The organism is Streptomyces sp. HUAS MG91, from assembly GCF_040529335.1.
GTDB classification, from domain to species: domain Bacteria; phylum Actinomycetota; class Actinomycetes; order Streptomycetales; family Streptomycetaceae; genus Streptomyces; species Streptomyces tabacisoli.
The window spans coordinates 4123541-4148583 of sequence record NZ_CP159534.1 but is presented as its reverse complement, the minus strand read 5'-3'; the positions used below and the strand labels follow the sequence as shown (position 1 = coordinate 4148583).

General features: G+C 72.4%; 20 protein-coding genes. 9 read left to right on the top strand and 11 right to left on the bottom strand.

Features of this window, described 5'->3' with window-relative positions; translation table 11 throughout:
• Positions 1-54 precede the first annotated feature (54 nt).
• The 3 genes from ABII15_RS18790 to ABII15_RS18780 all read right to left on the bottom strand — a co-directional run bounded on the left by ABII15_RS18790 (position 55) and on the right by ABII15_RS18780 (position 4607).
• The gene (locus ABII15_RS18790; protein ID WP_353943491.1) at positions 55-1353 is read right to left on the bottom strand and encodes a M18 family aminopeptidase; all 1299 of its coding nucleotides are present in this window, start codon (positions 1351-1353) and stop codon (positions 55-57) included.
• A gap of 461 nt (positions 1354-1814) precedes the next feature.
• A complete protein-coding gene (locus ABII15_RS18785; protein WP_353943490.1) occupies positions 1815-3653 on the bottom strand; it encodes an acyl-CoA dehydrogenase in 1839 nt (612 codons plus the stop codon).
• Between the two features lie 138 nt (positions 3654-3791).
• Positions 3792-4607 carry an alpha/beta fold hydrolase gene (locus ABII15_RS18780; protein ID WP_353943489.1) on the bottom strand — a complete coding sequence of 272 codons (816 nt, stop codon included), beginning with the start codon at positions 4605-4607 and terminating at the stop codon, positions 3792-3794.
• Positions 4608-4789: 182 nt separating this feature from the next.
• Between ABII15_RS18780 and ABII15_RS18775 the strand changes: the two genes are divergently transcribed.
• The 3 genes from ABII15_RS18775 to ABII15_RS18765 all read left to right on the top strand — a co-directional run bounded on the left by ABII15_RS18775 (position 4790) and on the right by ABII15_RS18765 (position 7587).
• Positions 4790-5281 carry an SseB family protein gene (locus tag ABII15_RS18775; protein ID WP_353943488.1) on the top strand — a complete coding sequence of 164 codons (492 nt, stop codon included), beginning with the start codon at positions 4790-4792 and terminating at the stop codon, positions 5279-5281.
• 153 nt (positions 5282-5434) lie between these two features.
• Positions 5435-6403, top strand: a complete 969-nt coding sequence (locus ABII15_RS18770) for a pirin family protein (protein ID WP_353943487.1) — start codon at positions 5435-5437, stop codon at positions 6401-6403.
• Positions 6404-6468: 65 nt separating this feature from the next.
• Positions 6469-7587, top strand: a complete 1119-nt coding sequence (locus ABII15_RS18765) for an AI-2E family transporter (protein WP_353943486.1) — start codon at positions 6469-6471, stop codon at positions 7585-7587.
• Here the strand turns inward: ABII15_RS18765 and ABII15_RS18760 are convergent.
• Positions 7539-9734, bottom strand: a complete 2196-nt coding sequence (locus ABII15_RS18760) for a SpoIIE family protein phosphatase (RefSeq protein WP_353943485.1) — start codon at positions 9732-9734, stop codon at positions 7539-7541. The genes ABII15_RS18765 and ABII15_RS18760 overlap by 49 nt on opposite strands.
• Before the next feature lie 136 nt (positions 9735-9870).
• Here ABII15_RS18760 and aspS point away from each other — a divergent pair, with 136 nt between their 5' ends.
• On the top strand, positions 9871-11637 hold the full coding sequence (gene aspS / locus ABII15_RS18755) for an aspartate--tRNA ligase (protein ID WP_353943484.1): 1767 nt from the start codon (positions 9871-9873) through the stop codon (positions 11635-11637).
• Positions 11638-11704: 67 nt separating this feature from the next.
• Here the strand turns inward: aspS and ABII15_RS18750 are convergent, their stop codons facing one another.
• Both ABII15_RS18750 and ABII15_RS18745 read right to left on the bottom strand, forming a co-directional pair.
• Positions 11705-12376 (bottom strand): response regulator transcription factor, encoded by a 672-nt coding sequence (locus ABII15_RS18750; protein WP_353943483.1) that lies wholly within the window; start codon positions 12374-12376, stop codon positions 11705-11707.
• Positions 12373-13515, bottom strand: coding sequence for a sensor histidine kinase (locus ABII15_RS18745; RefSeq protein ID WP_353943482.1), 1143 nt, complete (start codon positions 13513-13515; stop codon positions 12373-12375). Before ABII15_RS18745 ends, ABII15_RS18750 begins: the two co-directional genes overlap by 4 nt.
• A gap of 265 nt (positions 13516-13780) precedes the next feature.
• On the opposite strand from ABII15_RS18745, the gene ABII15_RS18740 reads away from it, so the two are divergent.
• The 4 genes from ABII15_RS18740 (at position 13781) to ABII15_RS18725 (ending at position 17659) form a co-directional block, all read left to right on the top strand.
• Positions 13781-14716 (top strand): ATP-binding cassette domain-containing protein, encoded by a 936-nt coding sequence (locus ABII15_RS18740; protein ID WP_353943481.1) that lies wholly within the window; start codon positions 13781-13783, stop codon positions 14714-14716.
• Positions 14713-16152, top strand: coding sequence for a hypothetical protein (locus ABII15_RS18735; RefSeq protein WP_353943480.1), 1440 nt, complete (start codon positions 14713-14715; stop codon positions 16150-16152). The genes ABII15_RS18740 and ABII15_RS18735 overlap by 4 nt, the downstream gene beginning before the upstream one ends.
• A complete protein-coding gene (locus tag ABII15_RS18730) occupies positions 16149-16910 on the top strand; it encodes a hypothetical protein (RefSeq protein WP_353943479.1) in 762 nt (253 codons plus the stop codon). The genes ABII15_RS18735 and ABII15_RS18730 overlap by 4 nt, the downstream gene beginning before the upstream one ends.
• Before the next feature lie 158 nt (positions 16911-17068).
• Positions 17069-17659 carry a Uma2 family endonuclease gene (locus ABII15_RS18725; protein WP_353947110.1) on the top strand — a complete coding sequence of 197 codons (591 nt, stop codon included), beginning with the start codon at positions 17069-17071 and terminating at the stop codon, positions 17657-17659.
• A 67-nt stretch (positions 17660-17726) separates the two neighbouring features.
• Here ABII15_RS18725 and metG read toward each other — a convergent pair whose 3' ends face one another.
• The 3 genes from metG to ABII15_RS18710 form a co-directional block, all read right to left on the bottom strand.
• A complete protein-coding gene (gene metG, locus ABII15_RS18720) occupies positions 17727-19457 on the bottom strand; it encodes a methionine--tRNA ligase (RefSeq protein ID WP_351459162.1) in 1731 nt (576 codons plus the stop codon).
• Between the two features lie 145 nt (positions 19458-19602).
• Positions 19603-21366 carry a VWA domain-containing protein gene (locus ABII15_RS18715; RefSeq protein WP_353943478.1) on the bottom strand — a complete coding sequence of 588 codons (1764 nt, stop codon included), beginning with the start codon at positions 21364-21366 and terminating at the stop codon, positions 19603-19605.
• 178 nt (positions 21367-21544) lie between these two features.
• Positions 21545-21874, bottom strand: coding sequence for a hypothetical protein (locus ABII15_RS18710; protein WP_353943477.1), 330 nt, complete (start codon positions 21872-21874; stop codon positions 21545-21547).
• 248 nt (positions 21875-22122) lie between these two features.
• On the opposite strand from ABII15_RS18710, the gene ABII15_RS18705 reads away from it, so the two are divergent.
• Complete coding sequence (locus ABII15_RS18705) at positions 22123-22491, top strand: VOC family protein (protein WP_353943476.1); 369 nt, start codon at positions 22123-22125, stop codon at positions 22489-22491.
• Positions 22492-22497: 6 nt separating this feature from the next.
• On the opposite strand, the gene ABII15_RS18700 is transcribed toward ABII15_RS18705, so the two are convergent.
• Both ABII15_RS18700 and ABII15_RS18695 read right to left on the bottom strand, forming a co-directional pair.
• Entirely contained in the window at positions 22498-24465 is a 1968-nt protein-coding gene (locus ABII15_RS18700; RefSeq protein WP_353943475.1) for an FUSC family protein, read from the bottom strand.
• Between the two features lie 165 nt (positions 24466-24630).
• Positions 24631-24990, bottom strand: a complete 360-nt coding sequence (locus ABII15_RS18695; RefSeq protein ID WP_353947109.1) for a hypothetical protein — start codon at positions 24988-24990, stop codon at positions 24631-24633.
• Positions 24991-25043: the final 53 nt, after the last annotated feature.

Genomic DNA, 25043 nt, shown 5'->3' with positions numbered 1-25043 from the left:
GTGGTGGAAGCCCCGGGTACCCGGGGCTTCAGCCATCACACAGAAGTTCGGAACTCAGCCTTCCAGGAAGGCCCACAGCGCGTTCGCCAAGTGGAACGGGTCGTCCGCGCCGCACAGTTCGCGCACGCTGTGCATCGACAGGATCGCCGCGCCGATGTCGACGGTCTTGATCCCGTGCCGGGCGGCGGTGATCGGGCCGATCGTCGTCCCGCACGGCATCGCGTTGTTGGAGACGAACGCCTGGTAGGGCACGCCCGCCTTCTCGCACGCGGCGACGAACACCGAGCGGCCCACACCGTCGGTGGCGTAGCGGTTGTTGACGTTCACCTTGAGGATCGGGCCGCCGTTGGCCCGCGGGTGGTGCGTGGGGTCGTGGCGCTCGGCGTAGTTGGGGTGCACGGCGTGGCCGGTGTCGGAGGAGAGGCAGACGGTGCCGGCGAAGGCGCGGGCCCGGTCCTCCAGGGAGCCGCCGCGCGCGAAGACCGACCGCTCCAGGACGTTCCCGAGCAGCGGGCCGTCGGCGCCGGTGTCGGACTGCGACCCGTTCTCCTCGTGGTCGAAGGCCGCGAACACCGGGATGTACGGCAGCTCGTCCCGCTTGCCGACCTCGGTGAGGGCGGCGGTGCAGGCGTGCACGGACAGCAGGTTGTCCATCCGCGGGCCGGCCACGAGCTCCTTGTCGCGGCCCAGGTAGGCGGGGGCCTCGATCGCGTACGGCATCAGGTCCCAGCCGGTGATCGAGCCGCGCTCCAGGCCGTACTCGTCCTCGACGAAGCCCAGCAGGTCGCCCTCGTCGACGTCGCTGCCCAGGCCCCAGATGGGCTGCATGTGGCGCTGCTTGTCCAGCTTCAGGCCGTCGACGTTCACCCCGCGGTCCAGGTGCACGGCGAGCTGGGGCACGCGCAGCAGGGGCCGGTCGATGTCGATCAGGCGCTCGCTGCCGTCGCGCAGGGTGATGCGGCCGGCGAGGCCGAGGTCGCGGTCGAGCCAGGAGTTGAGGAGGGGACCGCCGTAGATCTCGACGGCGACCTGGCGCCAGCCGTTGCTGCCCATGTCGGGCTGCGGCTTGACCCGCAGGTTCGGGGAGTCGGTGTGGGCGCCGACGATGCGGTACGGGGTGTGCGGCTGGGCTCCCCGCGGCACGTACCAGGCGATGATCGCGCCGCCGCGCGTGACGTACTTTCCACCGGTCTCGCCGTCCCAGGCGTCGGTCTCGGCGACCTGCTTGAATCCGGCCTTCTCCAGGCGGGCCGCTGCCGTCGCCACCGCGTGGTACGGGGTGGGGCTTGCCGCGAGGAAGGTCAACAGGTCGTCGGTGTGGCCGCGGTCGAAGGGGCCGGTGGATGTGCTCATGCCGCCAGGGTAGTGCGGGCTGTAGCGGGCCTGCCTGCGGCGGCCCTGCGCCGTCCCGTCTGCCCGACCATGTCCTCTTGCGCCTGCCGGCCGGTGGGGCGTCTCGCTGTCGGGTGCGGGTCGAGTGTGGCTGGCCGCGCAGTTCCCCGCGCCCCCGGAGCCTTGCGCTGCGCGCGGCTCGTCGGGTTGTCGGGTGCGGCTTTCGTCGTGGCTGGTCGCGCAGTTCCCCGCGCCCCTGAGGCATGCGCTGCGCGCAGCCTCCCCCTGAGGCTGCGCTTCGCGCGCCTCCGAGGAAGGGCGGGTGGCGCGCCTCTGATGAGATGGCGCACGAAGTGCGCATCTCAGGGGCGCGGGGAACTGCGCGACCAGCCCCCACCGGCGTGCACCTGGGACACGACGGGAGAGGCCCGTCGTCCCTCGGGGGGACGACGGGCCTCGGGGTGGGTCCGGGTCGGCGGAGCCTAGAAGGCCGCCTCGTCCAGCTCCATGATGTCCAGCCCCGTCTCGCTGGTGCCCTGGGCCAGCTTGCGGGCCCCGGTGACGCCCGGCAGGACGTTCGCCGCGAAGAACTTGGCGGCGGCGACCTTGCCCTGGTAGAACGCGGCGTCCTTGCCCGCCACACCCTCGGAGAGCCGCTCGGCGGCGACCGCGGCGCCCTTCAGCAGGAGGTAGCCGACGACGACGTCACCGGAGGCCATCAGCAGGCGGGTCGTGTTCAGGCCCACCTTGTAGATGTTCTTGGCGTCCTGCTCGGTGGCGGCCAGGTCGGTGAGCATGACGCCCACGATGGCCTCCAGCTCGACGGCGGCCTTGGCCAGCGACTCGCGGGCCCCGGCCAGCTCCGCGCCGCCGGTCTCCACGGCGAGGAACTTCTTGATCTCCTCGGCCAGACCGTTCAGCGCGGCGCCCTGGTTGCGGACGATCTTCCGGAAGAAGAAGTCCTGGCCCTGGATGGCCGTGGTGCCCTCGTAGAGCGTGTCGATCTTGGAGTCCCGGATGTACTGCTCGATCGGGTACTCCTGGAGGAAGCCGGAGCCGCCGAAGGTCTGCAGCGACTGGGCCAGCTGCTCGTAGCCCTTCTCCGAGCCGTAGCCCTTCACGATGGGCAGGAGCAGGTCGTTCAGCGCGTGCTCGGTCGAGGCGTCCTCGCCGGAGGCCTCCTTGACCTGGATCGCGTCCTGCACCGAGGCGGTGTAGAGGACGAGCGAGCGCATGCCCTCCGCGTACGCCTTCTGCGTGAGCAGCGAGCGGCGCACGTCCGGGTGGTGTGTGACGGTGACCTTGGGCGCGGCCTTGTCGCCGAAGGCGGCCAGGTCGGAGCCCTGGACGCGCTCCTTGGCGTACTCCAGCGCGTTCAGGTAACCCGTCGACAGCGTCGAGATCGCCTTCGTGCCGACCATCATGCGGGCGAACTCGATGATGCGGAACATCTGGCGGATGCCGTCGTGCTTGTCACCGATCAGCCAGCCCTTGGCGGGGTGCTGGTCGCCGAACGTCATCTCGCAGGTGTTGGACGCCTTGAGGCCCATCTTGTGCTCGACGTTGGTCGCGTACACGCCGTTGCGCTCGCCCAGCTCGCCGGTCTCCCAGTCGAACTCGAACTTCGGGACGAGGAAGAGCGAGAGGCCCTTGGTGCCGGGGCCGTGGCCCTCGGGGCGGGCGAGGACGTAGTGGAGGATGTTCTCCGACATGTCGTGCTCACCGGACGTGATGAACCGCTTCACGCCCTCGATGTGCCACGAGCCGTCCTCCTGCTGCACGGCCTTGGTGCGGCCGGCGCCGACGTCCGAACCGGCGTCCGGCTCGGTCAGCACCATCGTCGAGCCCCACTGCTTCTCGACGGCGATCTCGGCGACCTTCTTCTGCGCCTCGTTGCCCTCCTCGAAGAGGATGCCGGCGAACGCGGGGCCGGAGGAGTACATCCAGATCGCCGGGTTCGCACCCAGGATCAGCTCGGCGAAGGCCCAGATCAGCGAGCGCGGGGCGGTGGTGCCGCCGATCTCCTCGGGCAGGCCCAGGCGCCAGTACTCGGCGTCCATGAAGGCCTTGTAGGACTTCTTGAAGGTCTCCGGGATCGGCGCGGTGTTCGTCTCCGGGTCGAAGACCGGCGGGGTGCGGTCCGCGTCCGCGAAGGACTCGGCCAGGTCGTTCTCGGCGAGACGGGTCGTCTCCTCGAGGATGCTCTTGGCCGTGTCGACGTCCATCTCCCCGAACGGGCCGGTGCCGTACAGCTTGTCGCGGCCGAGCACCTCGAAGAGGTTGAACTCGATGTCGCGGAGATTCGACTTGTAGTGCCCCATGGCGACGGCTCCGTAAAGGCTCGGGAGGGATCGACCGCGGCCGATCTCGTATGCATACCAACTAGTAACCCACAGGATGCTACCCGCCGGTAATAAGAATCAACCCCTCTGGGGCCAACTGTGACGGAACGCTCGGCCTCACGCGCCGGTCGCGCGCAGGAATTCCACCATCAACGCGCCCCAGGCGTCCGGCAGTTCGGCGAACGGGAGGTGCCCGGTCGGTATCTCCGCGACCTCCGCGCCCGGTATCGCGGCGGCCAGCTCCCGCTGGGCCCGCGGCGGCACCAGGCGGTCCTCCGTGGTCACCACCACCAGCGTCGGCACGGTGATCCGGGCCAGCTCCGCGCGGACGTCCGCCCGTGTGACCAGGTCCGCGTGGTCGCCCGCGCCGGGCGGGGCCGTCGCGGCCAGCTCCGCGACGGCCGCCTCCACCTCCGCGTCGCTCAGCGCGTGCAGTGCCCGGGAGGACAGGGCGTACGGGAACAGGAAGCGGGCGAAGGTGTCCGGGTCGCCGGCCGCGGCGAGGGTGCGCCAGGTCTCGGCGGCCAGCCGCAGCTGTGGTGACGGATGGCCGAAGGTGGCCGTGAGCAGCAGGGCCGTCACCCGCTCGGGGTGCCGGGCCGCGACCCGCACGGCCACCGGGCCGCCCAGCGAGTACCCCGCCACGGCGAACCGGTCCAGGCCCTCGGCGTCCGCCGCGGCCACCAGCTCGTCGGCCAGCGTGTCCAGCCGGAGCGGGGAAGCGGCGCGCGGGGTGGCGCCCGTGCCCGGGTAGTCGACGCCGACGACCGTGCGGTCCGCCGCCAGGGCCGGGAGCACCGGGCCGTAGTTGGTCTCGATCGACCCGCCCCCGCCGTGCGCGAGCAGCAGCCCGGGTCCCGATCCGCGCACCGTCCGCGCGTACGGCTCGGCCTTCCGGGCCTCGTGCGTCGTCGTCCGATCCGTGTCCGTCATGGCTGTTCCTCCCCTCGGGGCGCGCGGCTGCCCGGCGCCCACGGCTGTGACGAGGCCGACGCGTTTTCTGTATCGGCCACTACACAAATACCGTAGCAGCGTCGCCCCTCCTTTATCTATCCCTCGCTACAGAATTACCGCCCGGCCCCATCGCGCCGTCCGTCCTCGGTACTCTTGCCCCCATGTACGGATACGAGCGGACCCCGGGCGGGGCGGGCGGTCAGCAGCAGTACGCACCGCCGCAGCAGGGCATGCCCCCGCAGGCCGGCATGGGCGGATACGGGCAGCAGGCGCCGCCGCTGTACCCGGAGCCGTCGCCGCCGTCGCTCGCCGACGCGGTCCGCGCGTTCACCACGGGCTCGATGTCCGCCGAGGACTTCCAGCAGATCTTCGCGTCGTCGAAGGTCTACTGCCCCCGCGGTGACAACCCGGGCTTCCTGGCGCTGCACAACACCCAGCAGCCGGTGATCCCGATGTTCACCACGCTCAAGGAGCTGCGCCGGTACGCCGGCAAGGAGTCCAAGTACTTCGTCATCACCGGCGCCGAGGTCATCGACCTGCTGCCCACCGGATACGGCTTCGTCCTCGACATGGAGGGCGAGCACCGGATGGTCTTCGACGCGAAGGCGGTCGAGCAGATGGTCGACTTCGCCATGCGCCGCATGTACGGCTGAGCCGCCCGCGGTCGAGCGCCCGGAACCCGCGCCCGTCACTCCCGCACGCCGAACGCCCGGAGGGAATGCCCTCCGGGCGTTCGGCGTTCCAGGTGGCAGAAAGTTCTACGTTCAACTAATATCGAGGCACGAGGAACCGAGGAGGTCCCCAAAATGCCCGCTGTGACCGTCGAGAACCCGCTGACCCTGCCCCGTGTGACGGCGCCGGCCGACGCCGTGGCGCGCCCCGTGCTGGCCGTGACGACCGCGCCCACCGGCTTCGAGGGCGAGGGCTTCCCGGTGCGCCGCGCGTTCGCCGGGATCAACTACCGCCACCTCGACCCGTTCATCATGATGGACCAGATGGGCGAGGTGGAGTACGCGCCCGGAGAGCCCAAGGGCACGCCCTGGCACCCGCACCGCGGCTTCGAGACCGTCACGTACATCATCGACGGCACCTTCATCCACCAGGACAGCCACGGCGGTGGCGGCACCATCACCAACGGCGACACCCAGTGGATGACGGCCGGCTCGGGCCTGCTGCACATCGAGGCGCCGCCGGAGTCGCTCGTCATGTCCGGCGGTCTCTTCCACGGCCTCCAGCTGTGGGTGAACCTGCCCGCCAAGGACAAGATGCAGAACCCGCGCTACCAGGACATCCGCGGCGGCCAGGTCAAGCTGCTCACCACCGCCGACGGCGGCGCGCTGCTCCGCGTCATCGCCGGTGAGTTCGACGGCCACGAGGGCCCGGGCATCACGCACACGCCGATCACGATGGTGCACGCCACCGTCCGCCCCGGCGCCGAGGCGACCCTGCCCTGGCGCGAGGACTACAACGGACTCGTCTACGTCCTCGCCGGGCGCGGCACCGTGGGCACCGACCGCCGGCCCGTCCACATGGGGCAGACGGCCGTGTTCGGCGCGGGCTCGTCCCTGACCGTGCGGGCCGACGAGTCCCAGGACTCGAACACCCCCGACCTGGAGGTCGTGATCCTCGGCGGACAGCCGATCCGTGAGCCCATGGCCCACTACGGCCCGTTCGTGATGAACACCAAGGCCGAACTCCAGCAGGCCTTCGACGACTTCCAGGCCGGCCGCCTGGGCGTCGTCCCCAGCACGGAGCGTCTGCCGCACACCAGCTGACAGCACGTCACCCGCGTGGCCCCGCCCGGAAGGTCGGGGCCACGCGCGCGTGATCGCCTGGGAGAGTGCAGACGACCCGAGAGCCCCAGGAACCGGCCGCAGGACCCCCGAGAGGCGCGCCCCTGCTCCCCGAGGGGGCCCGCCGCACCGCCGCCTGGTGCACGGTGGCCCTGCTCGTCACCGGCGTCGCCGCCGTCGGCATCTGGCTCTGCGTCGTGTTCAAGTCGGCGGTCACCCCGGTCCTGCTCGCACTGCTCGGCACCGCGCTGCTCGCCCCCGTATTCGAGTGGCTGAACCGGCGCAAGGTGCCGCGCGCGCTCGCCGCCGCGCTGACCTGCGTCGCCCTGATCGCCGTCGTCGGCGGCGCCGGGTACATCGTGGTCAAGGCGCTCATCGACACCGGCGACCAGATCGTCGACTCCGTGCAGGACGCGGGCGACTGGATCCGCGCGCACTTCGGGCTCTCCGGCGCCGACGACCTCGGCAATGTCGCCGACAACGCCAAGGACCTGCTCTCCAAGTGGGGCTCCAGCCTGGCCGGCGGCGTCCTCACCGGCCTCTCCGTGATCGGCTCGCTGCTTGCGACCTCCGTGCTCGCGCTGCTGCTCACGTTCTTCTTCCTCAAGGACTCGAACCGTGCCGCGGGCCTCGCCCACGCCGTCGCCCCGCGCGCCGCCGGCGAGGTCATCGAGGCGATGGGGCGCCGCGCCTTCGAGGCGATCTCGGGCTTCATGCGCGGGACGACCTTCATCGCGCTCATCGACGCCCTGTGCATCACCATCGGCCTGCTGATCCTGCGGGTGCCGGGCGCGGTGGGCCTGGGCGCGCTCGTCTTCGTCGGCGCCTACATCCCGTATCTCGGCGCCACCATCTCCGGCGCCGTCGCCGTCCTCGTCGCCCTCGCCGACCGGGGCTTCGTCATCGCCCTGTGGACGCTCGGCGTGATCCTCGCGGTGCAGCAGCTGGAGGGGCACATCCTCCAGCCCATGATCCAGTCGCGCACGGTGCAGATGCACCCGGCGCTGGTGATGCTGGCGATCGCCGCGGGGGCCTCCGTCGCCGGGATCCTGGGGATGCTGCTCGCGGTGCCGCTGACGGCGGCCGCGTTCGGCATCATCGGAGAGCTCAAGGGCCGTTACGGGAGCCCGTCGGAGCCGGCTGTTTCACGTGAAACCGCCGATTGAGTGACGCCCACCGGGCCGATCTCCTCCACGCCGGACTCCTCCGCGCCGCTCTCCTCGGGCTCGTACAGCTCGAACCAGATGCTCTTGCCCTCGCCGCGCGGGTCGACGCCCCACTTCTGGGCGAGCAGCTCCATCAGCACCAACCCGCGCCCGGACGACGCCAGTTCGCCCGGTCTGCGCTTGTGCGGGAGGTCGTCCGAGGCGTCGGCCACCTCCACCCGCAGGCGGCGCGGGCCCTCGCAGCCGCGGCCGACCTCGGCGACCAGCAGGGCGTCGCCGTCGGTGTGCACCAGCACGTTGGTGACCATCTCGGAGACCATCAGCACCGCCGAGTCGACCTGGTCCTCGTCGGCCCAGTCGTGCAGCAGCTCGCGCAACTGCTGGCGGGCGACGGCGATCCGCTCCGGCTCGGCCTGCGCGATGGTCATGGCGGTGCGCCGGGCCGTGACGGGCACCCGCGACGCGGTCGCGCGGCGCAGCAGGAGCAGCGCTATGTCGTCCTCACGGCGGTCGGCGAGCGGGCCCGTGGTGTGGTGCGAGGACGGGCCGTGGACCGCCTGGACGAGGGCGTCCGCCAGCAGCTCCAGGTCGTCGGCGGGGACCGCCTCCAGCGTCGTACGGATCCGGGCCCAGCCGGAGTCGAGATCGTGCCCGCCCGTCTCGATCAGGCCGTCCGTGCAGATCAGCAGCGTCTCGGAGGGTTCCAGGGCGAGCCGGGTCGTCGGGTAGTCGGCGTCGGGGTCGATGCCGAGCGGCAGGCCGCCCGCCGTGGGGCGCATCATCACCGTGCCGTCGGCGGTGCGTATGGCGGGGTCCGGATGGCCCGCGCGGGCGATCTCCAAGGTGCCGGTGACCGGGTCGGCCTCGACGTACAGGCAGGTCGCGAAGCGCGGGTCCGTCGGGTCCGCCGCGTCGGCCGTGATCCCGTACAGGAAGCGGGAGGCGCGGGAGAGGACCGCGTCGGGGCGGTGGCCCTCGGAGGCGTAGGCGCGCAGCGCGATCCGCAGCTGGCCCATGAGGCCCGCCGCCTGCACGTCATGGCCCTGGACGTCACCGATGACCAGGGCGATCCGGCCGCTGGGCAGCGGGATCATGTCGTACCAGTCGCCGCCGACCTGGAGGCCGCCGCCGGTCGGGACGTAGCGGGCCGCGATGGTCATGCCCGGGATCTCGGGGCCGATCGTGGGCAGCATCGACTTCTGCAGGCCGTCGGTCAGCGCGCGCTCCGACTCGGCGACCCCGGCCCGGGAGAGGGCCTGCGCGAGCATCCGGGCCACCGTGGTCAGCACCGAGCGCTCGTCGGGGGTGAACGTGACCCGGTAGGCGAAGCCCGCCATCCACGCGCCGATGGTGCGCCCGGCGACGATCAGGGGCAGGAACGCCCAGGACTGCCGGTTGAAGCGGGCCGCGAGCGGCCAGGCCGCCGGATAGCGGCGCCGGTACTCCTCGGGCGAGGAGAGGTAGACGGCGCGACCGGTGCGGCAGACCTCCGCCGCCGGGTAGTCCGTGGCCAGGTCCATGTCGGTGAAGGGACCCTCGGCGCCGGGCTGGTGCCCGTGGTGGCCGATGACGGTGAGCCGGTCGCCCGCGACGCCGAACACGGCGAGGCCGTCCGGCGAGAACCCCGGCATGGAGAGCCCGGCCGCGACCCGAAGCACCTCGGCCGTGGAGTCGGCCTCGGCGAGGGCCCGCCCCGCGTCCAGCAGGAACGCCTCGCGGGAGCGGCGCCAGTCGCCCGTGACGGGGGCGCGGGAGGAGGCGCCGGGCGGCGGCTCGGCGACCTCCTGGAGGGTGCCGATCAGCTCGAACAGGTTCGGTGCGTCGCCGTGCGTCACGGGCTTGGAGCGGGTGCGCACGGTCCGGATGACCCGGCCCTGGTCGTCCATGACGCGCAGCCGGGCCTCGGCGAGGGTGCCCTCGGCGACGGCGAGCCGGATGATGCCGTCGATCTCGTTCCAGTCCACCGGGTGGAAACGGGCGCGGGCGCCGGACTCCGTGAGGGTCGTCGTCCGCGCGGGCAGCCCGACGAGGCGGGCGGCCTCCGTGTCGAAGGTGACCGTGCCCGCCCTGTTGTCCCAGCGCCACAGGCCGGTCGCGAGAGCGGCGAGGACGTCCTCCACCGGAGGGAGGGGGTCACCAGTGCGCATTGCTCCACTCTAGGAAGAGGTGATCGGTCACTGCCACCGAGAGTATTCGCCGAGCGATCTTCGGGCGGCCGGTACCCTTGGGGAGATCCGGGTTGTCTCCCCGGGAACCCCAAGCGCAAAGGCTGGATGAACGACGATGCATCGGTACAGGTCCCACACCTGCGGCGAGCTCCGCGCCTCTGACGTCGGCTCCGACGTCCGGCTGAGCGGCTGGCTGCACAATCGCCGAGACCTGGGCGGCATCCTCTTCATCGATCTGCGCGACCACTACGGCATCACGCAGCTCGTCGCCCGCCCAGGCACGAAGGCCGCCGAGGTCCTGGACAAGCTCACCAAGGAGACCGTCGTCCGCGTGGACGGCAAGGTCGTCTCCCGCGGCGCGGACAACGTGAACGGCGAGCTGCCCACCGGCGAGATCGAGATCGAGGCCGCCGAGGTCGAGGTCCTGGGCGCGGCCCAGCAGATCCCCTTCACGATCAACGCGGACGACGGCGTGAACGAGGAGCGGCGCCTGGAGTACCGCTTCCTCGACCTGCGCCGCGAGCGCATGCACAAGAACATCATGCTGCGCAGCGCGGTCATCGCCTCGATCCGCTCGAAGATGGTCGCCCTCGGCTTCAACGAGATGGCGACGCCGATCCTCACCGCGACCTCCCCCGAGGGCGCCCGTGACTTCGTCGTCCCGTCCCGTCTGAACCCCGGCAAGTTCTACGCGCTGCCGCAGGCCCCGCAGCAGTTCAAGCAGCTGCTGATGATCTCGGGCTTCGACCGCTACTTCCAGATCGCGCCGTGCTTCCGCGACGAGGACGCGCGCGCGGACCGCTCGCCGGGCGAGTTCTACCAGCTCGACATCGAGATGAGCTTCGTGGAGCAGGAAGACGTCTTCCGCCCCATCGAGAAGCTCATGACGGAGATCTTCACGGAGTTCGGCGGCGGCCGCGAGGTCACCTCCCCGTTCCCGCGCATCCCGTTCCGCGAGTCGATGCTGAAGTACGGCAACGACAAGCCGGACCTGCGCGCCAAGCTGGAGCTCGTCGACATCACCGACGTGTTCGAGGGCTCGGAGTTCAAGGCGTTCGCCGGCAAGCACGTGCGCGCGCTGCCGGTGCCGGACACGGCGTCGCAGTCCCGCAAGTTCTTCGACGGCCTCGGTGACTACGCGGTCGAGCAGGGCGCCAAGGGCCTGGCCTGGATCCGCGTCGGCGAGGACGGCACGTTCGCGGGCCCGATCGCCAAGTTCCTCACCGAGGAGAACGTCAAGGTCCTCACCGACCGCCTCGGCCTGAAGGCCGGTCACGCCGTGTTCTTCGGCGCGGGCGAGTTCGACGAGGTCTCCAAGATCATGGGTGCCGTCCGCGTCGAGGCCGCCAAGCGCGCCGGCCACTTCGAGGAGGGCGTCTTCCGGTTCTGCTGGATCGTCGACTTCCCGATGTACGAGAAAGACGAGGAGACCGGCAAGATCGACTTCTCCCACAACCCGTTCTCCATGCCGCAGGGCGGCATGCAGGACCTGGAGGAGAAGGACCCGCTGGACATCCTTGCCTGGCAGTACGACATCGTCTGCAACGGCGTCGAGCTGTCCTCGGGCGCGATCCGGAACCACGAGCCGGACATCATGCTCAAGGCCTTCGAGATCGCCGGCTACGACCGGGACACCGTCGAGCACGAGTTCGCGGGCATGCTCCGCGCGTTCCGCTTCGGCGCCCCGCCGCACGGCGGGATCGCCCCGGGCGTCGACCGCATCGTCATGCTCCTCGCCGACGAGCCGAACATCCGGGAGACGATCTCCTTCCCGCTGAACGGCAACGCGCAGGACCTGATGATGGGCGCGCCCACCGAGCTGGACGAGTCGCGCCTGCGCGAGCTCAACATCCAGCTGCGCAAGCCGGTCGAGAAGAAGTAGCACCGCGCCGCATTCGAGGGGCCCGGAACCGTACGAACGGTTCCGGGCCCCTCGCGCGTCGGCCGCCTCACCCCGAGCGCGGCACCACGAGCCCCGACTCGTACGCCGCCACCACCGCCTGCGCCCGGTCGCGCACGCCCAGCTTGGCGAGCACCCGGCTGACGTGGGTCTTCACGGTCTCCCCGCCGACCACGAGCCGTACCGCGATCTCCTGATTGGACAGCCCCTCGGCGATCAGCCGCAGCACCTCGCGCTCGCGCGGGGTCAGCGCGTCGACGGCACGGGCCTGTTCCGGCAGCGCGCGCGGGCGCAGCCTGGTGAACTCGGCGATCAGGCGCCGGGTGACGGTCGGCGCGAGCAGCGCCTCGCCCGCCGCGACCACCCGGACCGCCTCGAACAGCCGCTCGGCCTGCATGTCCTTGAGCAGGAAGCCGCTGGCGCCGGCCGCGAGAGCGTCGTACACGTACTCGTCGAGGTCGAAGGTCGTCAGCATCACGACGCGGGTGGCGGGCTGTTCACGGGTGATGCGGCGGGTCGCCTCGATGCCGTCCATGCCCGGCATCCGGACGTCCATGAGAACCAGGTCGGGGCACACCTCCCGGCACACCCGCACCGCCTGGGCGCCGCCGTTCGCGCTGCCGACGACCGTGAAGTCCGGCCGGCTGTCGAGCAGGGCGCCGAATCCGGCGCGCACGACGTCCTGGTCGTCGGCCACCACGATGCGGACGGGGGCGTTCACGGGGTGTCCGGGGCGCGGACCGGCAGCGTCGCCTCGACCAGGAATCCGCCGGCCGGGGCCGGGCCCGCGTGCAGGGTGCCGCCCGCCATGGCGGTGCGTTCCCGCATGCCGAGCAGGCCGTGGCCCCCGCCGCGCGGCGGTTCCGCGCCGGGACCGCAGTCACGTATCCGGAGTCTCAACTCTTCCTCCCCGTAGATGAGTTCCACGTCCGTCGCGGCGTCGGGAGCGTGCCGTCGGGCGTTGGTCAGGGCTTCCTGGACGATGCGGTACGCGGTCAGTTCCAGGCCCGGTTCGAGGGGGCCGGCCGGGCCGCGCACGATGAGCCGGACCGCGCCGCCGGACGTCTCGCGGGCCTCGTCGACGAGGGCGAGCAGCTGGTGGAGGCCGGGCTGCGGGGCCCTGGCGCGGGCCGCCTCCTCGGGCACGTCCTCGCGCAGGACCCCCAGCAGGCGGCGCATCTCGGTGAGCGCGAGCCGGGCCGTGTCGCCGATCGCCAGGAACTTCTCCGCGCCGGCGGGCGGCAGCCCCGGGGTCGTGTAGCGGGCCGTCTCCGCCTGCACCGAGATCGTCGAGATGTGGTGGGCGACGATGTCGTGCAACTCCCTTGCGATACGGGCCCGTTCACCGAGGGCGGCATGCGCGAGGGCGGTGTCGGCGTGGGCCCAGTCGGCCGCCGTGCGGTGGTCGTGCTCGGCGCGGGTGCGGCGCGCGTGGCCCGCGGTGAGGACGGTGACGGCGCCGACGAGGAGGGCCGTGCCGTGGGCGCCGCCGGCCAGCGCCCAGCCGGCGAACGGGACGGCGAAGGCCGCCGTGGTGCGGCCCGTCGAGTGCCGGCCCACCGTGTACAGGACCGCCGCCAGGGCCGGGAGGCCGGAGAGCAGGAGGCGATCGTACGTGGCCGGGGTGAGCAGTGCCGCCGTGGTGACCGTCACCGCGGTGAGGAGGGGCTGGGAGCGGAGGAAGGCGAGGGGGACCGTGGTGGCGAGGGCCAGGGCGAGGAGGCCGAGGAGGGTGTCGGGGCGGGTGGGGGTGGCCGGGGTGAGGCTTTCCGCCAGGGCCAGGGTCGTGAGGGTCGCTGCCGCGGTCAGGGGGAGGTCGGGGTGGGTCAGGGCTCTCCGGGCGGTTGCGGTCCCCTTCATGCGGGTCATTATCGGGGGCGGGGTCCAGGGTGGGCGTCCCCCTGCGGGGGGAGCAGGGCTTGCTGTTGGGTGCGGGCCGCGCAGTTCCCCGCGCCCCTGGGCGGGTTGTTGTTCGTCCGCGGGCCGGTGGCCGCTTCTCGCGCAGTTCCCCGCGCCCCTGAAGCCTCGCGCCGCGCGCGGCTTCCCCCGGGCGGGGGAGACGAGGGAGGGGAAGTGGGCGCTGTGGTGGGATGTTCGGGCGGGGGCGGGTTTCTACCTTGCTGGTATGACGGGATTCAGGGACGGACCGGCCATCGAGGCGCGGGGACTGTGCAAGCGGTACGGCGGGGCCGTGGCCGTGGACGGGCTGAGTTTCACGGTACGGCCGGGGCGGGTGACCGGGTTCGTGGGGCCCAACGGGGCGGGGAAGTCGACGACGCTGCGGATGCTGCTCGGCCTCGACGCCCCGGACAGCGGCACCGCGCTGATCGGCGGAAAACCGTACACGGCGCTGGACGAACCCCTCGCCACGGTCGGCGCGCTGCTCGACAGCGAGGCGCTGCATCCGGGCCGCCGGGCCCGCGACCACCTGCTCTGGCTGGCCCACTACAGCGGATTCAGCACCCGCCGCGTCGACCTCGTCCTGGACCAGGTCGGCCTGACCCCCGCCGCGCGCAAACGTACCGGAGGCTTCTCCCTCGGCATGCGGCAACGGCTCGGCATCGCGGCCGCGCTGCTCGGCGACCCGCCCGTGCTGATCCTCGACGAGCCGGTCAACGGACTCGACCCCGAGGGCGTCCAGTGGATCCGCCGCTTCCTCAAGTCCCTCGCCGCCGAGGGCCGTACGGTGCTCATCTCCTCCCACCTGATGAGCGAACTGGAGGACACCGCCGACCACCTCCTCGTGATCGGCCGCGGCCGGCTGCTCGCCGACACCGACGTGGCCGACCTGCTCGACGAGGTGTCCGGCGAACGCGTCGCCCTGCGCACGACCCGGCGCGCCGACGCGCTGATGGTGCTCAGCGGCGCCGGGGCCACGGTCGTCATGAACGGCCCCGACTCCCTCACGGTCACCGGGCTGCCCGCGCAGCGGGTCGCGGAACTGCTCGGCGCGGACTCCGTACCGTTCTCCGAACTCACCCGGCACCGCGCCACGCTGGAGGAGGCGTACATGGAACTGACCTCCGAGACCGCCGAGTTCACCGCGCGGGAGGCGTCATGAGCGGGCCGGTGCGGGCGCTGCGCGCCGAGTGGACCAAGCTGCGGTCCGTGCGCAGCACCGCCTTCGCGCTCGTCGCCATGGTCGCCCTGCTGCTCCTGATGACCGTCGCCTCGGTCAGTGGCAGCGCCACCAGCTACGACGGGCCCACGGCGTTCGACAGCCTGGCCTTCGCCCACCGGCCGGTCATGTCCGCGGCCGGCGACGGCACCTTCACCGCGCGCGTCGCGAGCCAGAAGGACAGCCACTCCTGGGCCAAGGCCGGGCTGCTGCTCAAGGACGGCACCACGAGCGGATCCTCGTACGCGGCCCTGATGGTGACACCCGGGCACGGGCTGCGCCTGATGGCCGACGGCAGGCACGAGCTGGCCGCCGCCGAGGACGTCGAGGCGCCCGTCAGTCTGCGACTGACCCGCGCGGGCCCGCGGGTCACCGGCGCCTACTCGTCCGACGGGCGCACCTGGCACACCGTCGGCACCCTGACCGTGGCGGACCTGCCCGCGACGGGCGTCGAGGCGGGCGTCTTCGTCACCTCGCCGCGGCGCACGGTCGAGAAGCGGACCGGCCCCACCGAGACCGTCGCCCACCCCGTGCCGACGACCGGCCGGGCGACGTTCGACCACCTCGCCATGCCGGTCGGGCAGGGCGGCTGGCGGCGCACCGACATCGTGCAGCCGCCGCTGCGGGGCGAACCGCCGACCGACGCGCCCGCCCCCGGCACCCTGCGCCGCACCGCCTCCGGCGGCCTCGCCCTCACCGGCAGCGGTGACCTCGGCGGGCTCGGCATGGGCGGGGTCGGCGCGGGGCCCGGCGTCGACCTCGTCAAGCAGTCCCTGGACGACGGCACCCAGCTCGCCGCGCTCGCCGTGATCGCGCTCGGCGTCCTGTTCGTCACGTCCGAGTACCGGACGGGCACCGTGCGGACGACGTTCACCGCGAGCCCGCGCCGCGGCCGTGTCCTGGCCGCGAAGGCGGCGGTGCTCGGCGCGGCCGTCTTCGCGGTGGCGCTGCCCGCCACGGTGGCGGCGTTCCTGCTGGCCCGCCCCTACCAGCGGGACAACGGCTTCCGCCCGCCCCTCTTCGACAACCCCTCCCTGACCGATCCCGCCAGCATCCGCGCGGTCGTCGGCAGCGCCGCCTTCCTCGCCCTGACCGCCGTCCTCAGCCTGGGCGTGGGCGCGCTGCTGCGCCGCACCGTCCCGGCGATCGTCCTGATGTTCGTGGCCGTGGTGGTGCTGCCCATCGTGGCCTCGACCACGTCCATCGCCCTCGACGAGGCGATCGGCAGCGCGACTCCCGTGGCCGGTCTGGCGATCCAGCAGACCAGGCACCTCGTCGAAGACGCCACCACCCCCTGGGCGGGCTTCGGGGTCCTGTGCCTGTACGTGGCCGTGGTCCTGGCCGCCGCGCGCCTCAGGCTCGTACGGCGGGACGCATGAAGCGGCCGACGGCCCGCGCCCTGCACGGCGAGTGGACCAAACTCCGCACCGTGCCGGGGCAGTTGTGGACGCTGCTCGCGCTGCCCTGGACGATGACCGGCTGCACGGTCCTCGTCGCCGCGGCCGCCCACCCGGAGGAGTCCGGCACGCTCGACCCGACGGCGCTGTCCCTCTCCGGCGTCTACCTCGCGCAGACCCTCGCGGTGCTCGTCGCGGTGGCGGTGGTGTCGGCGGAGTATCCGCGCACGATCCGTACGACGCTGCTGGCCAATCCGCGCCGCGGCCAGGTCTTCACCGCGAAGACCCTGCTGGTCGCGGCGGCGGTCGCCGGCGTTGCGGTCCCGGCGGTGACGCTGTCGCTGGCGGCCGGCCGGTGGACGCTCGACGGAGTTCCCCAACTCCCGCCGACATCGGGCGAGCTGTGGCGGGCGGCGTTCGGTACGGCGGCCTATCTGCTGCTGACCGCGCTGCTGGCCGCGGGGATCGCCCTGATCGTGCGGCACGCGGCGGCCGCGGTGGGCGTGGCGCTGACCCTGCTGTACGGCCCGTACCTGGCGATCCTCATCGTCAAGATGCCGGACCACGTCCTGCACACCGTCCAGAAGGCGTCCCCCATGACGGCCGGTCTCGCGGTCCAGACGGTCCTGGGCACCGGCACGGCCCCGCTCTCCCCGGGCGAGGGGCTGGCCGTCCTCGCGGGGTACGCGGCGGCGGCCCTGGCGGCGGGGTGGGGGGTGCTGCGGCTGCGGGATGCCTGAGGCACGTGCCCGGATCGGGTGACGCCCGCCGTGATCCGGGGACATCCGTGCGGGGCCCGCGCGATGCTCCGGCCATGGTGAAGACAACCGTTCAACCGGCCGCGGCGGCCTGCGGGCACGTACCGTGGAAGGCACCACCGATCCCGGAGGAGGCCGTCGTGGGTGTCGTCGAGGAGCAGTCCCCTGTGGGTCTGGGCCAGGAGGACTTCGAGGAACTGGCCCGGCACGCCATACGGACGAACGAGGCACTGAGGCTGGAGTTCATCGGCGGGAAACTGGGGGTCAAGGGCGTGCCGGACGGCGATCACAGCACGATCATCGAGTGGTTGTCGCGGCTGTGCATGCAGGCCGACGGTGGCTGGTGGCTCTACACGGAACAGGGCCTGCACGTGGAGACGTACCGCAACGGCAATGCCCGCCCGGACGGCTCGCTCGCGATGAGCGGTACGTTCGCCGGCCAGGGCGAATGGGCCTCCACCGACGGAGTGCTCATGGTCGTCGAGGTGACCTCCGCCGACAGCGACACCAACCGCCGTGACCGCGTCGAGAAGCCCATCGCCTACGCCGAGTCCGAGATCCCCGTGTACCTGCTGATCGACCGTGACACCGGCGAGGTCAAGGTCCACTCGCAGCCCGACGGCGTCCGCTACGAGCAGGTCGTGACGGTGCCGTTCGGCAAGACGGTCGCGCTGCCGGACCCGGTCGGCATCGAGCTGGACACCGAGCCGCTCAAGGAGTGGGTGCGCTGAGCGACTCGGCAGAACGAGAGGCGGCCCGGAACCCCACGGTTCCGGGCCGCCTCTCGTGACGACTGCCCTACGCGGCGGGCTCGCCGCCGAAGCGCTCCTTGTACGACGCCAGGTCCTCGTCCGTGATCTTCGCGAAGAGGACCGGCGGGACGGTGAAGGCGGTGCCCGCCGGGACCGTCGTCAGGGCCGTGGCCTGCTCGCCACTGACCCACGTGGCGTCGTCACCGGGCAGCGCGAACGCGGCGCGCATCGCGGCCGCCGACGCGGGGATGAACGGCTCGGAGACCACCGAGTAGAGGTGGATGAGGTTCATCGCGGTACGGAGGGTCAGGGCGGCGCCCTCCGGGTTCGTCTTGATCTCGAGCCAGGGCGCCTTCTCCTCCAGGTAGGAGTTGCCCGCCGACCACAGCGCGCGCAGGGCCGCCGCGGCCTTGCGGAACTGGAGGGCCTCCATCTGCTCCTCGTACTCGGCGAGCAGGCGGGAGATCTCCGCGCCCAGGTTCGCCTCCGCCTCGCCCGGCTCGCCGCCCGCCGGGACGTCGTCGCCGAAGCGCTTGCGGGAGAAGGACAGGACGCGGTTGACGAAGTTGCCGAGGGTGTCGGCAAGGTCCTTGTTCACCGTCGCCGTGAAGTGCTCCCAGGTGAAGGACGAGTCGTCCGACTCCGGGGCGTTGGCGATGAGGAAGTAGCGCCAGTAGTCGGCGGGCAGGATGTCCAGCGCCTGGTCCGTGAAGACTCCGCGCTTCTGGCTCGTGGAGAACTTGCCGCCGTAGTACGTCAGCCAGTTGAAGGCCTTGAGGTAGTCGACCTTCTTCCACGGCTCACGGACACCCATCTCCGTCGCCGGGAACATGACGGAGTGGAACGGGACGTTGTCCTTCGCCATGAACTCCGTGTAGCGGACGTCGGCGGCGCCCTCCGGCTCGTACCACCACGACTTCCAGTCGCGCGTCTCACCGGCCGGGGCCTGGTCCGCCCACTCCTTCGTCGATCCGATGTACTCGATCGGGGCGTCGAACCACACGTAGAAGACCTTGCCCTCGGCCGCCAGCTCCGGCCAGGTGTCCGCCGGGACGGGCACGCCCCAGTCCAGGTCGCGCGTGATGGCGCGGTCGTTCAGGCCCTCGGTCAGCCATTTGCGGGCGATGGAGGACGCCAGATGAGGCCACTCGCCGGCCACCTCGTCGATCCACGCCTCGACCTCGCCCTGCAGCTTCGACTGGAGCAGGAAGAGGTGCTTGGTCTCGCGGATCTCCAGCTCGGTGGAGCCGGAGATGGCGGAACGCGGGTCGATGAGGTCGGTGGGGTCCAGGACGCGCGTGCAGTTCTCGCACTGGTCGCCGCGGGCCTTGTCGTACCCGCAGTGCGGGCAGGTGCCCTCGACGTAGCGGTCCGGGAGGAAACGGCCGTCGGCGGGCGAGTACACCTGCCGGATCGCGCGCTCCTCGATGAACCCGTTCTCGTTCAGCTTGCGGGCGAAGTGCTGGGTGATCTCCGCGTTCTGCGGGGAGGAGGACCGCCCGAAGTGGTCGAAGGCGAGCGCGAACCCGTCGTAGACGGCCTTCTGCGCGTCGTGCGCCTGCGCGCAGAAGTCCGCGACCGGGATGCCCCGCTCCTTGGCGGCCAGCTCGGCCGGGGTGCCGTGCTCGTCCGTCGCGCAGATGTAGAGCACGTCGTGACCGCGCTGGCGCAGGTAACGGGCGTACACATCGGCCGGGAGCATGGACCCCACCATGTTGCCCAGGTGCTTGATCCCGTTGATGTACGGAAGGGCGCTGGTGATGAGGTGTCGAGCCATCGGGGGCTGCTCCCGGGTTGTGACGGGGGGCGGGGACCTTCGTCGAGGTCCGCCGCCGTCGGAATCTAAAAATCGTAGCCGACATGGGTGGGCCGCCCGCGCGGTGTTTTACTGCGCGGACGGCCCGGGCGGTGGCGCGCGGCGCTTACGGGCGCCAGGTGGCCAGCAGGCCCGCGTACAGCTCGGCGTCGGTCAGCTCCAGCGGGGACTGGCCCGCGTGGAAGTATCCGGCGTTGTCGGCCTTCAGCTTGCGCAGGTAGTCGAAGCCCTTGGACTCCGGGTCGCCGAACGCCACGAACTGGAAGTGGATCGGGTGGCTCGCCGCCTTCGCCAGGGCCTCGTTCGCCGGGCGCTGCACGTCCGGCGGGCCGTCCGTCTGGAAGACCACCAGGGCGGGCGTGGTCGGGTCCGCGCTCTTCTCGTGGTGGGCGACGATCTCCTCGATCGCGCGGTGGTAGCTGGTGCGGCCCAGGCGGCCGGCCGCCGCGTGCCACTCGTCGATCTTGCCGGTGTGGCCGTCCGTGTCCAGCGTGAGGTCGCCCGTGGCGTCGATGTCCGTGGAGAAGAACACCGTGTGCACGGTCGGGGTCTCCCGCTCGTCCAGGTGGGCGGCGAGGGCGAGGGTCTGCTCGGCGAGCGCCGCCGCCGATCCGTCCTTGTAGTACGGGCGCATGGACCCGGACCGGTCGAGCACCAGGTAGACCGTGGCCCGGGCCCCGGTCAGCCCGTTCTTCTTCAGGGCGGCTCCGGCGGCCTTGTAGGCGGCGGCGAGGCCCGGAGCGCGGGTCTTGACGCGGGTGGCCGGGTGGGCCGGGGCGGCCGTGGTGCCGCCGGCCTCGGTGTCGTCGGCCGTGGCGGGGGCGGCTGCCGGGGTGGGCCGGGCCTCGGTGGCGGTGGCCTTCGCGGCCGGCTCGGGCTCGGGCTTCGCGTCGGTGGCGGGCTTGGCCTTGGGCCTGGTGGTCTTCGTGGTCTTGGTGGTGGCCTTGGTGGTGGCCTTCGTCTTGGCAGCGGGCTTGGCGGCCGGGGTTTCGGCGGCGGGCTCGACCGCGGCTTCCGGCTTGGGCTCGGCCTTGGGCTCAGCCTCGACGGGGGCCTCGGGGGCCGCCTTCGGCTCGACCTCGACCTCGGCGGCCGGCTCGGGCTCGGGCTTCGCCTCGGTTTCCGGGGCGGCCGGAGTTACGGCGACGGGCTCGGGCTCGGTCTCCGCCTCGACCGGCGTCTCGACGGGGGCCTCCGGCTCGGCCTTGGCCTTGGTGTCCGTCTCGGCCGGGGCTTCGGCGGGGGGCTCGGCCTTGGCCTTTTCCGCGGCCGGGGCCTCGACGGCGGGCTCGGCCTTGGGCTCTTCCTCGACCGAGGCCTCGGCAACGGGCTCCGGCTCGGTCTCGGCCTTGGTGTCCAGCTCGACCGGCGTCTCGGCGGGGGCCTCCGGCTCAGCCTTGGCCTCTGCCTCGACCGGAGCCTCGGCAGCGGGCTCCGGTTCGGCCTCGGCCTTGGTGTCCGTCTCGGCCGGGGCCTCGGCAGCGGGCTCGGCCTGGGCCTCTTCCTCGACCGGGGCCTCGGCGGCGGGCTCGGCCGCGGCCTCGGCGACGGGCTCCGGCTTGGCCTCTGCCGGGGTCTCCGCCTCGGGCTCCGGCTTGGTGGTCGTCGGCCGGGGCGGGGCGGAGGTGATGTGTTCGTCGCCGACCGGGCTCGCCGGCTTCGGCACGGTTACGTTGTCGAACGCGGCGGCGACGAGGTCGTCGGCCGCGCCGGCCTTCTTCGGGGCGGGGACCCTGGCCGGTGCTTCCTCGGTCGATGTGGGGGCGTCGGCGGCGGGGGCCGGTGTGGCCTCCGGTTCCGGCGCTGCCGCGGCCTCGTCCTTCTTGCGGGACCGCCCGAACGCGTTCCGCAGCAGATCCAGAATGCCCATGTGCGCAACCTTCCGCATGAATTGGTCGAGTTGGTCCCGGTGCCCCTGGAACCCCTGGCCAGGGCGGACACGTAAGGTTAGCCGCCGCCGACGGGGATCTTGGGCAGGGGCGAGCCGATCGACCTCGCCGGATCACCGGCGATCTGCGGAACTCGATTCCGGGGAGGCCCGGTTGGAGTCAGCGCTCGCTGTCGCGGCGGTACAGCGCGAAGCCCAGACTCGCCGCCCCGGTCGCGGCGATCCCGGCGCCCGCGGCGATCAGCGCCGACCCGCTGGTGTCGGCCGGGGCCGCCGACGGCCGCGCGGTGACCGTGCCGTCGGCGCCGGGCGCGACGACGTAACCGTGCGCGTGGGAGGGGGCGTTGCCCTCCTGCGCCGCCAACTCGCGCGATCCCGCCGGGCCGGTGTCCGCGGAGGCCGTCGTGGCGGCGAGGGTCAGGGCGGCGAGGGCGCCGGCGGCGATGGTCGCGGTGCGAAGGACGCGGCGGGTGTGGGGGGTGGCGCGCATGGAGATCGGTCTCCGTCGGTCGGGCGGTGTTCGGGCGGTGTGCGGGGTGCGTTCTCGAACGTAGGGCGCGGGGCACGCGGCCTTGTGTGCGTCACCCGTACGTTGTGTAACAGCGGCGCCCGGCGCCCCCGAACCGTACGAAAGACCAGGCCGGTGGTCCCGGCCCATGGTCACGGGCCTGCCGGGACCTAGGTCCCGGTCCCCCGCGCCGGTGGCGCCCGGTGCCGTGATCGGGGAAGCTCGCGCACATGGTCTCAGTGGTGCAGAACGTCGCGATCGACTGTGCGGACGCCTATGAACTGGCCCGGTTCTGGAGCGCCGTGACCGGCAACCCGGTGGATCCGGAGGACGGGCCGGGCGCCCACGAGACGCAGGTGCTCATGCCCGACGGCCCGGCGCTCTATTTCAACCAGGTGCCCGAGAAGAAGGCGGGCAAGAACCGGATCCACCTGTGCCTGCGCCCCGAGACCTCGCGGGACCAGGAGGTGGCGCGGCTGACCGGGCTCGGGGCGGTCCTCCGCGCCGACCACCGGCAGCCGGACGGCTCGGGCTGGGTCGTGCTCGCCGATCCCGAGGGCAACGAGTTCTGCGTGCTGCGCAGTGCGGCCGAGCGCTGACCCCTGTCAGGGCCCTTCGGCGACGCCGATCGCCCGCGCGGCCGCCACCTCCTGCCGTACGTGTTCCAGGACGCCGTCCTGCGCTCCGGCCGCGCCGAAGTCGGCCCGCACCTCCCACAGCACCACCGAACTGCGCAGCCCGTCCGCCAACTCCCGCAACTGGCCGACCACATGGGTCACCTCGGTCGGGGACGGCGGCGGGAAGCCGTGCCGGACCCGGACCCGCGCCGCGGTCGTCGCGTCCACGATCCGCTCCACCGCGACGACCAGCGGCCACCACGCCGCCGCCCGCTTCCCCGTCGGCGGCGGCTCGGTCAGCGCCCGCTGGAACTCGGCGCGGACGACGGACAGGTCCCGGTAGAGGCGGCGCCGCATCCGCGCCCGTACGGCCGGATCGGCGGCGCCCGCCGGACCGAACGCGCACTCCACATAGTCGGCCGCGTCCGCGACGGCGTCGGCGAGCCGGTCGCCGATCCGGGTGTGCCAGCTCTCCGGCCACAGCAGATAGCCCGCGACGAGCGCGATGGCGCAGCCCATCAGGCTGTCGAGCAGCCGGGGCCAGAGCAGCGCCGTGCCCTGGTGGTTGAGGATGTCGGACAGCAGCAGGATCACCGGGGTGATGGCGGCGGTCTGGAAGCCGTAACCGCGCGGGGTGAGCGCGGGGATCAGCGGGGCGAGCAGCATCATCACCGGCACGTCCCACCAGCCGATCGGCACCTGGGAGAGCACGGCGGCGGCGAGGACCAGGCCCGCCGCGGTGCCGAGGGCGCGCAGCACGGCCCGCGAGAACACCGACCCGAAGTCCGGCTTCATGACGAACGTGATGGTCAGCGCCACCCAGTACGAACGCGGCACCGGCACGATCGACACCAGCGCCTGCGCGAGGCCGATGCAGAGCGCGAGGCGCAGCCCGTAGCGCCAGGAGGTCGCGGAGAGCAGGACGTTGCGGGCCGCGCGGCGGGCCCGGACCCGGAGCGCGGCCGGGCGGCCGAGGCGGTCGTCGCTGTCGGCGTCGGTGACGTACGTGAAGTCGGGGTCGCCGCGCCGGGAGGCGACCTCGGCGGCGTGCCGCAGCGCGTGGTCGACGGCGCGCGAGGCCGGGCCGTCCGGCTCGGGCAGGCCGAGGGTGCCGACGTCGTCCGGGCGGGCCGCGGCGATGGTGTCGGCGAGGTGCCGTACGGCGGCGGGTACGGACGGCGGCAGCGGGATGCCGCACTGGTGGGCGGCGGGCGCGGCCTCGACGATCGGCGTGACCGCGTTCAACTCGCTCATCAGGCGTACGAGTTCGGGGTTGCGGCCGTGGGCGAGGGCGCGGCGGGCGAGGATCAGGTCGTAGGACTGGTTCAGGGACTGGGTGACGGCGATGCGGGTCTCGGCGTAGGCGAGGTCGTCGGTGGCGGCGGCCTCCAGGAGATTGGCGACGCTGCGGTACGTCGCCGCGACGGCGGCTCTCTCCGGGGCGCCTGCCCGCAGGGGCCAGGCCAGCAGGGCGAGCAGCAGGACCAGCAGGCCGCCGCCGGTCATCAGCAGCGGCGCCAGCCACCAGGCGCCGGGCATCGGGAGGCCGGCGCCGACCACGCAGTTCAGGAGCAGGAGCAGGCCGGAGACCGAGGCGACGGCGCCGATCGTGGAGATCATGCCGGAGATCAGCGCGACGGCGGTGACGACGGCCACCGCCGGCCAGCCCTGGCCGAACACGGCCGAGCCGAGCGTGATGCCCACGGCGCCGAACAGTTGGGGGACGGCGATGTTGAGGATCCGCATGCGGTAGGCGTCCGCGGTGTCTCCGATGACTCCGGAGAGGCCGCCCATCGCGGCGAGGGCGCCGTAGGTGACGTGGTTCGTGGCGAGGCCCGCCGCGAGGGGCAGGGCCAGTGCCACGGAGGCTCGTGCCACGGCGGGCCAGGGGGTGGGGGCCCGCTGGGGTCGCAGCGTTCTGACCAGCCAGTCGGGCGGGGTGATGCGGGGTGGCATGGGCTTCATTATGTGCGGGTGGCCCGGCGCTCTGATCGGGTTGTCGTTCGGCTGCGGCCCGGTGGCCTCTTCTCGCGCAGTTCCCCGCGCCCCTGAAAGGCCTGCGGCCTTCAGGGGAGGCTGCGCGGGGAACTGCGCGACCACCCCCCGTCGGGCCTCAGGACGTCACCGGGTCCCCGAGCGGAGCGGGGCCGTGGTCAGGGACCAGATGACGAAGACGCCGATGCCGATCGAGATCACCGACCAGACCGGGGCGTACGGCAGGAACATGAAGTACTCGACGATGTACAGCGCGGCGAGTCCGATGCCCGCGCCCCGGGCCCAGTCGGCACCCTTGAGCAGGCCCCAGCCGACGAGCGCCACGAGAACGCCGATGACCAGGTGGATCCAGCCCCACGCGGTGAGGTTGAAGGAGTACGTGTAGTCGCCGATCCGGCCGTAGACGTCGTCCTTGGCGATGCCCGCGATGCCGTTGAGGATCCCGAGCACGCCGCTGACGAGCATCAGGACGCCGGCGAACATCATGCCGCCGGTCGCCCAGCCGCCGCCGGACGCCTGGGCCGGTTCGGGGCGGGGCG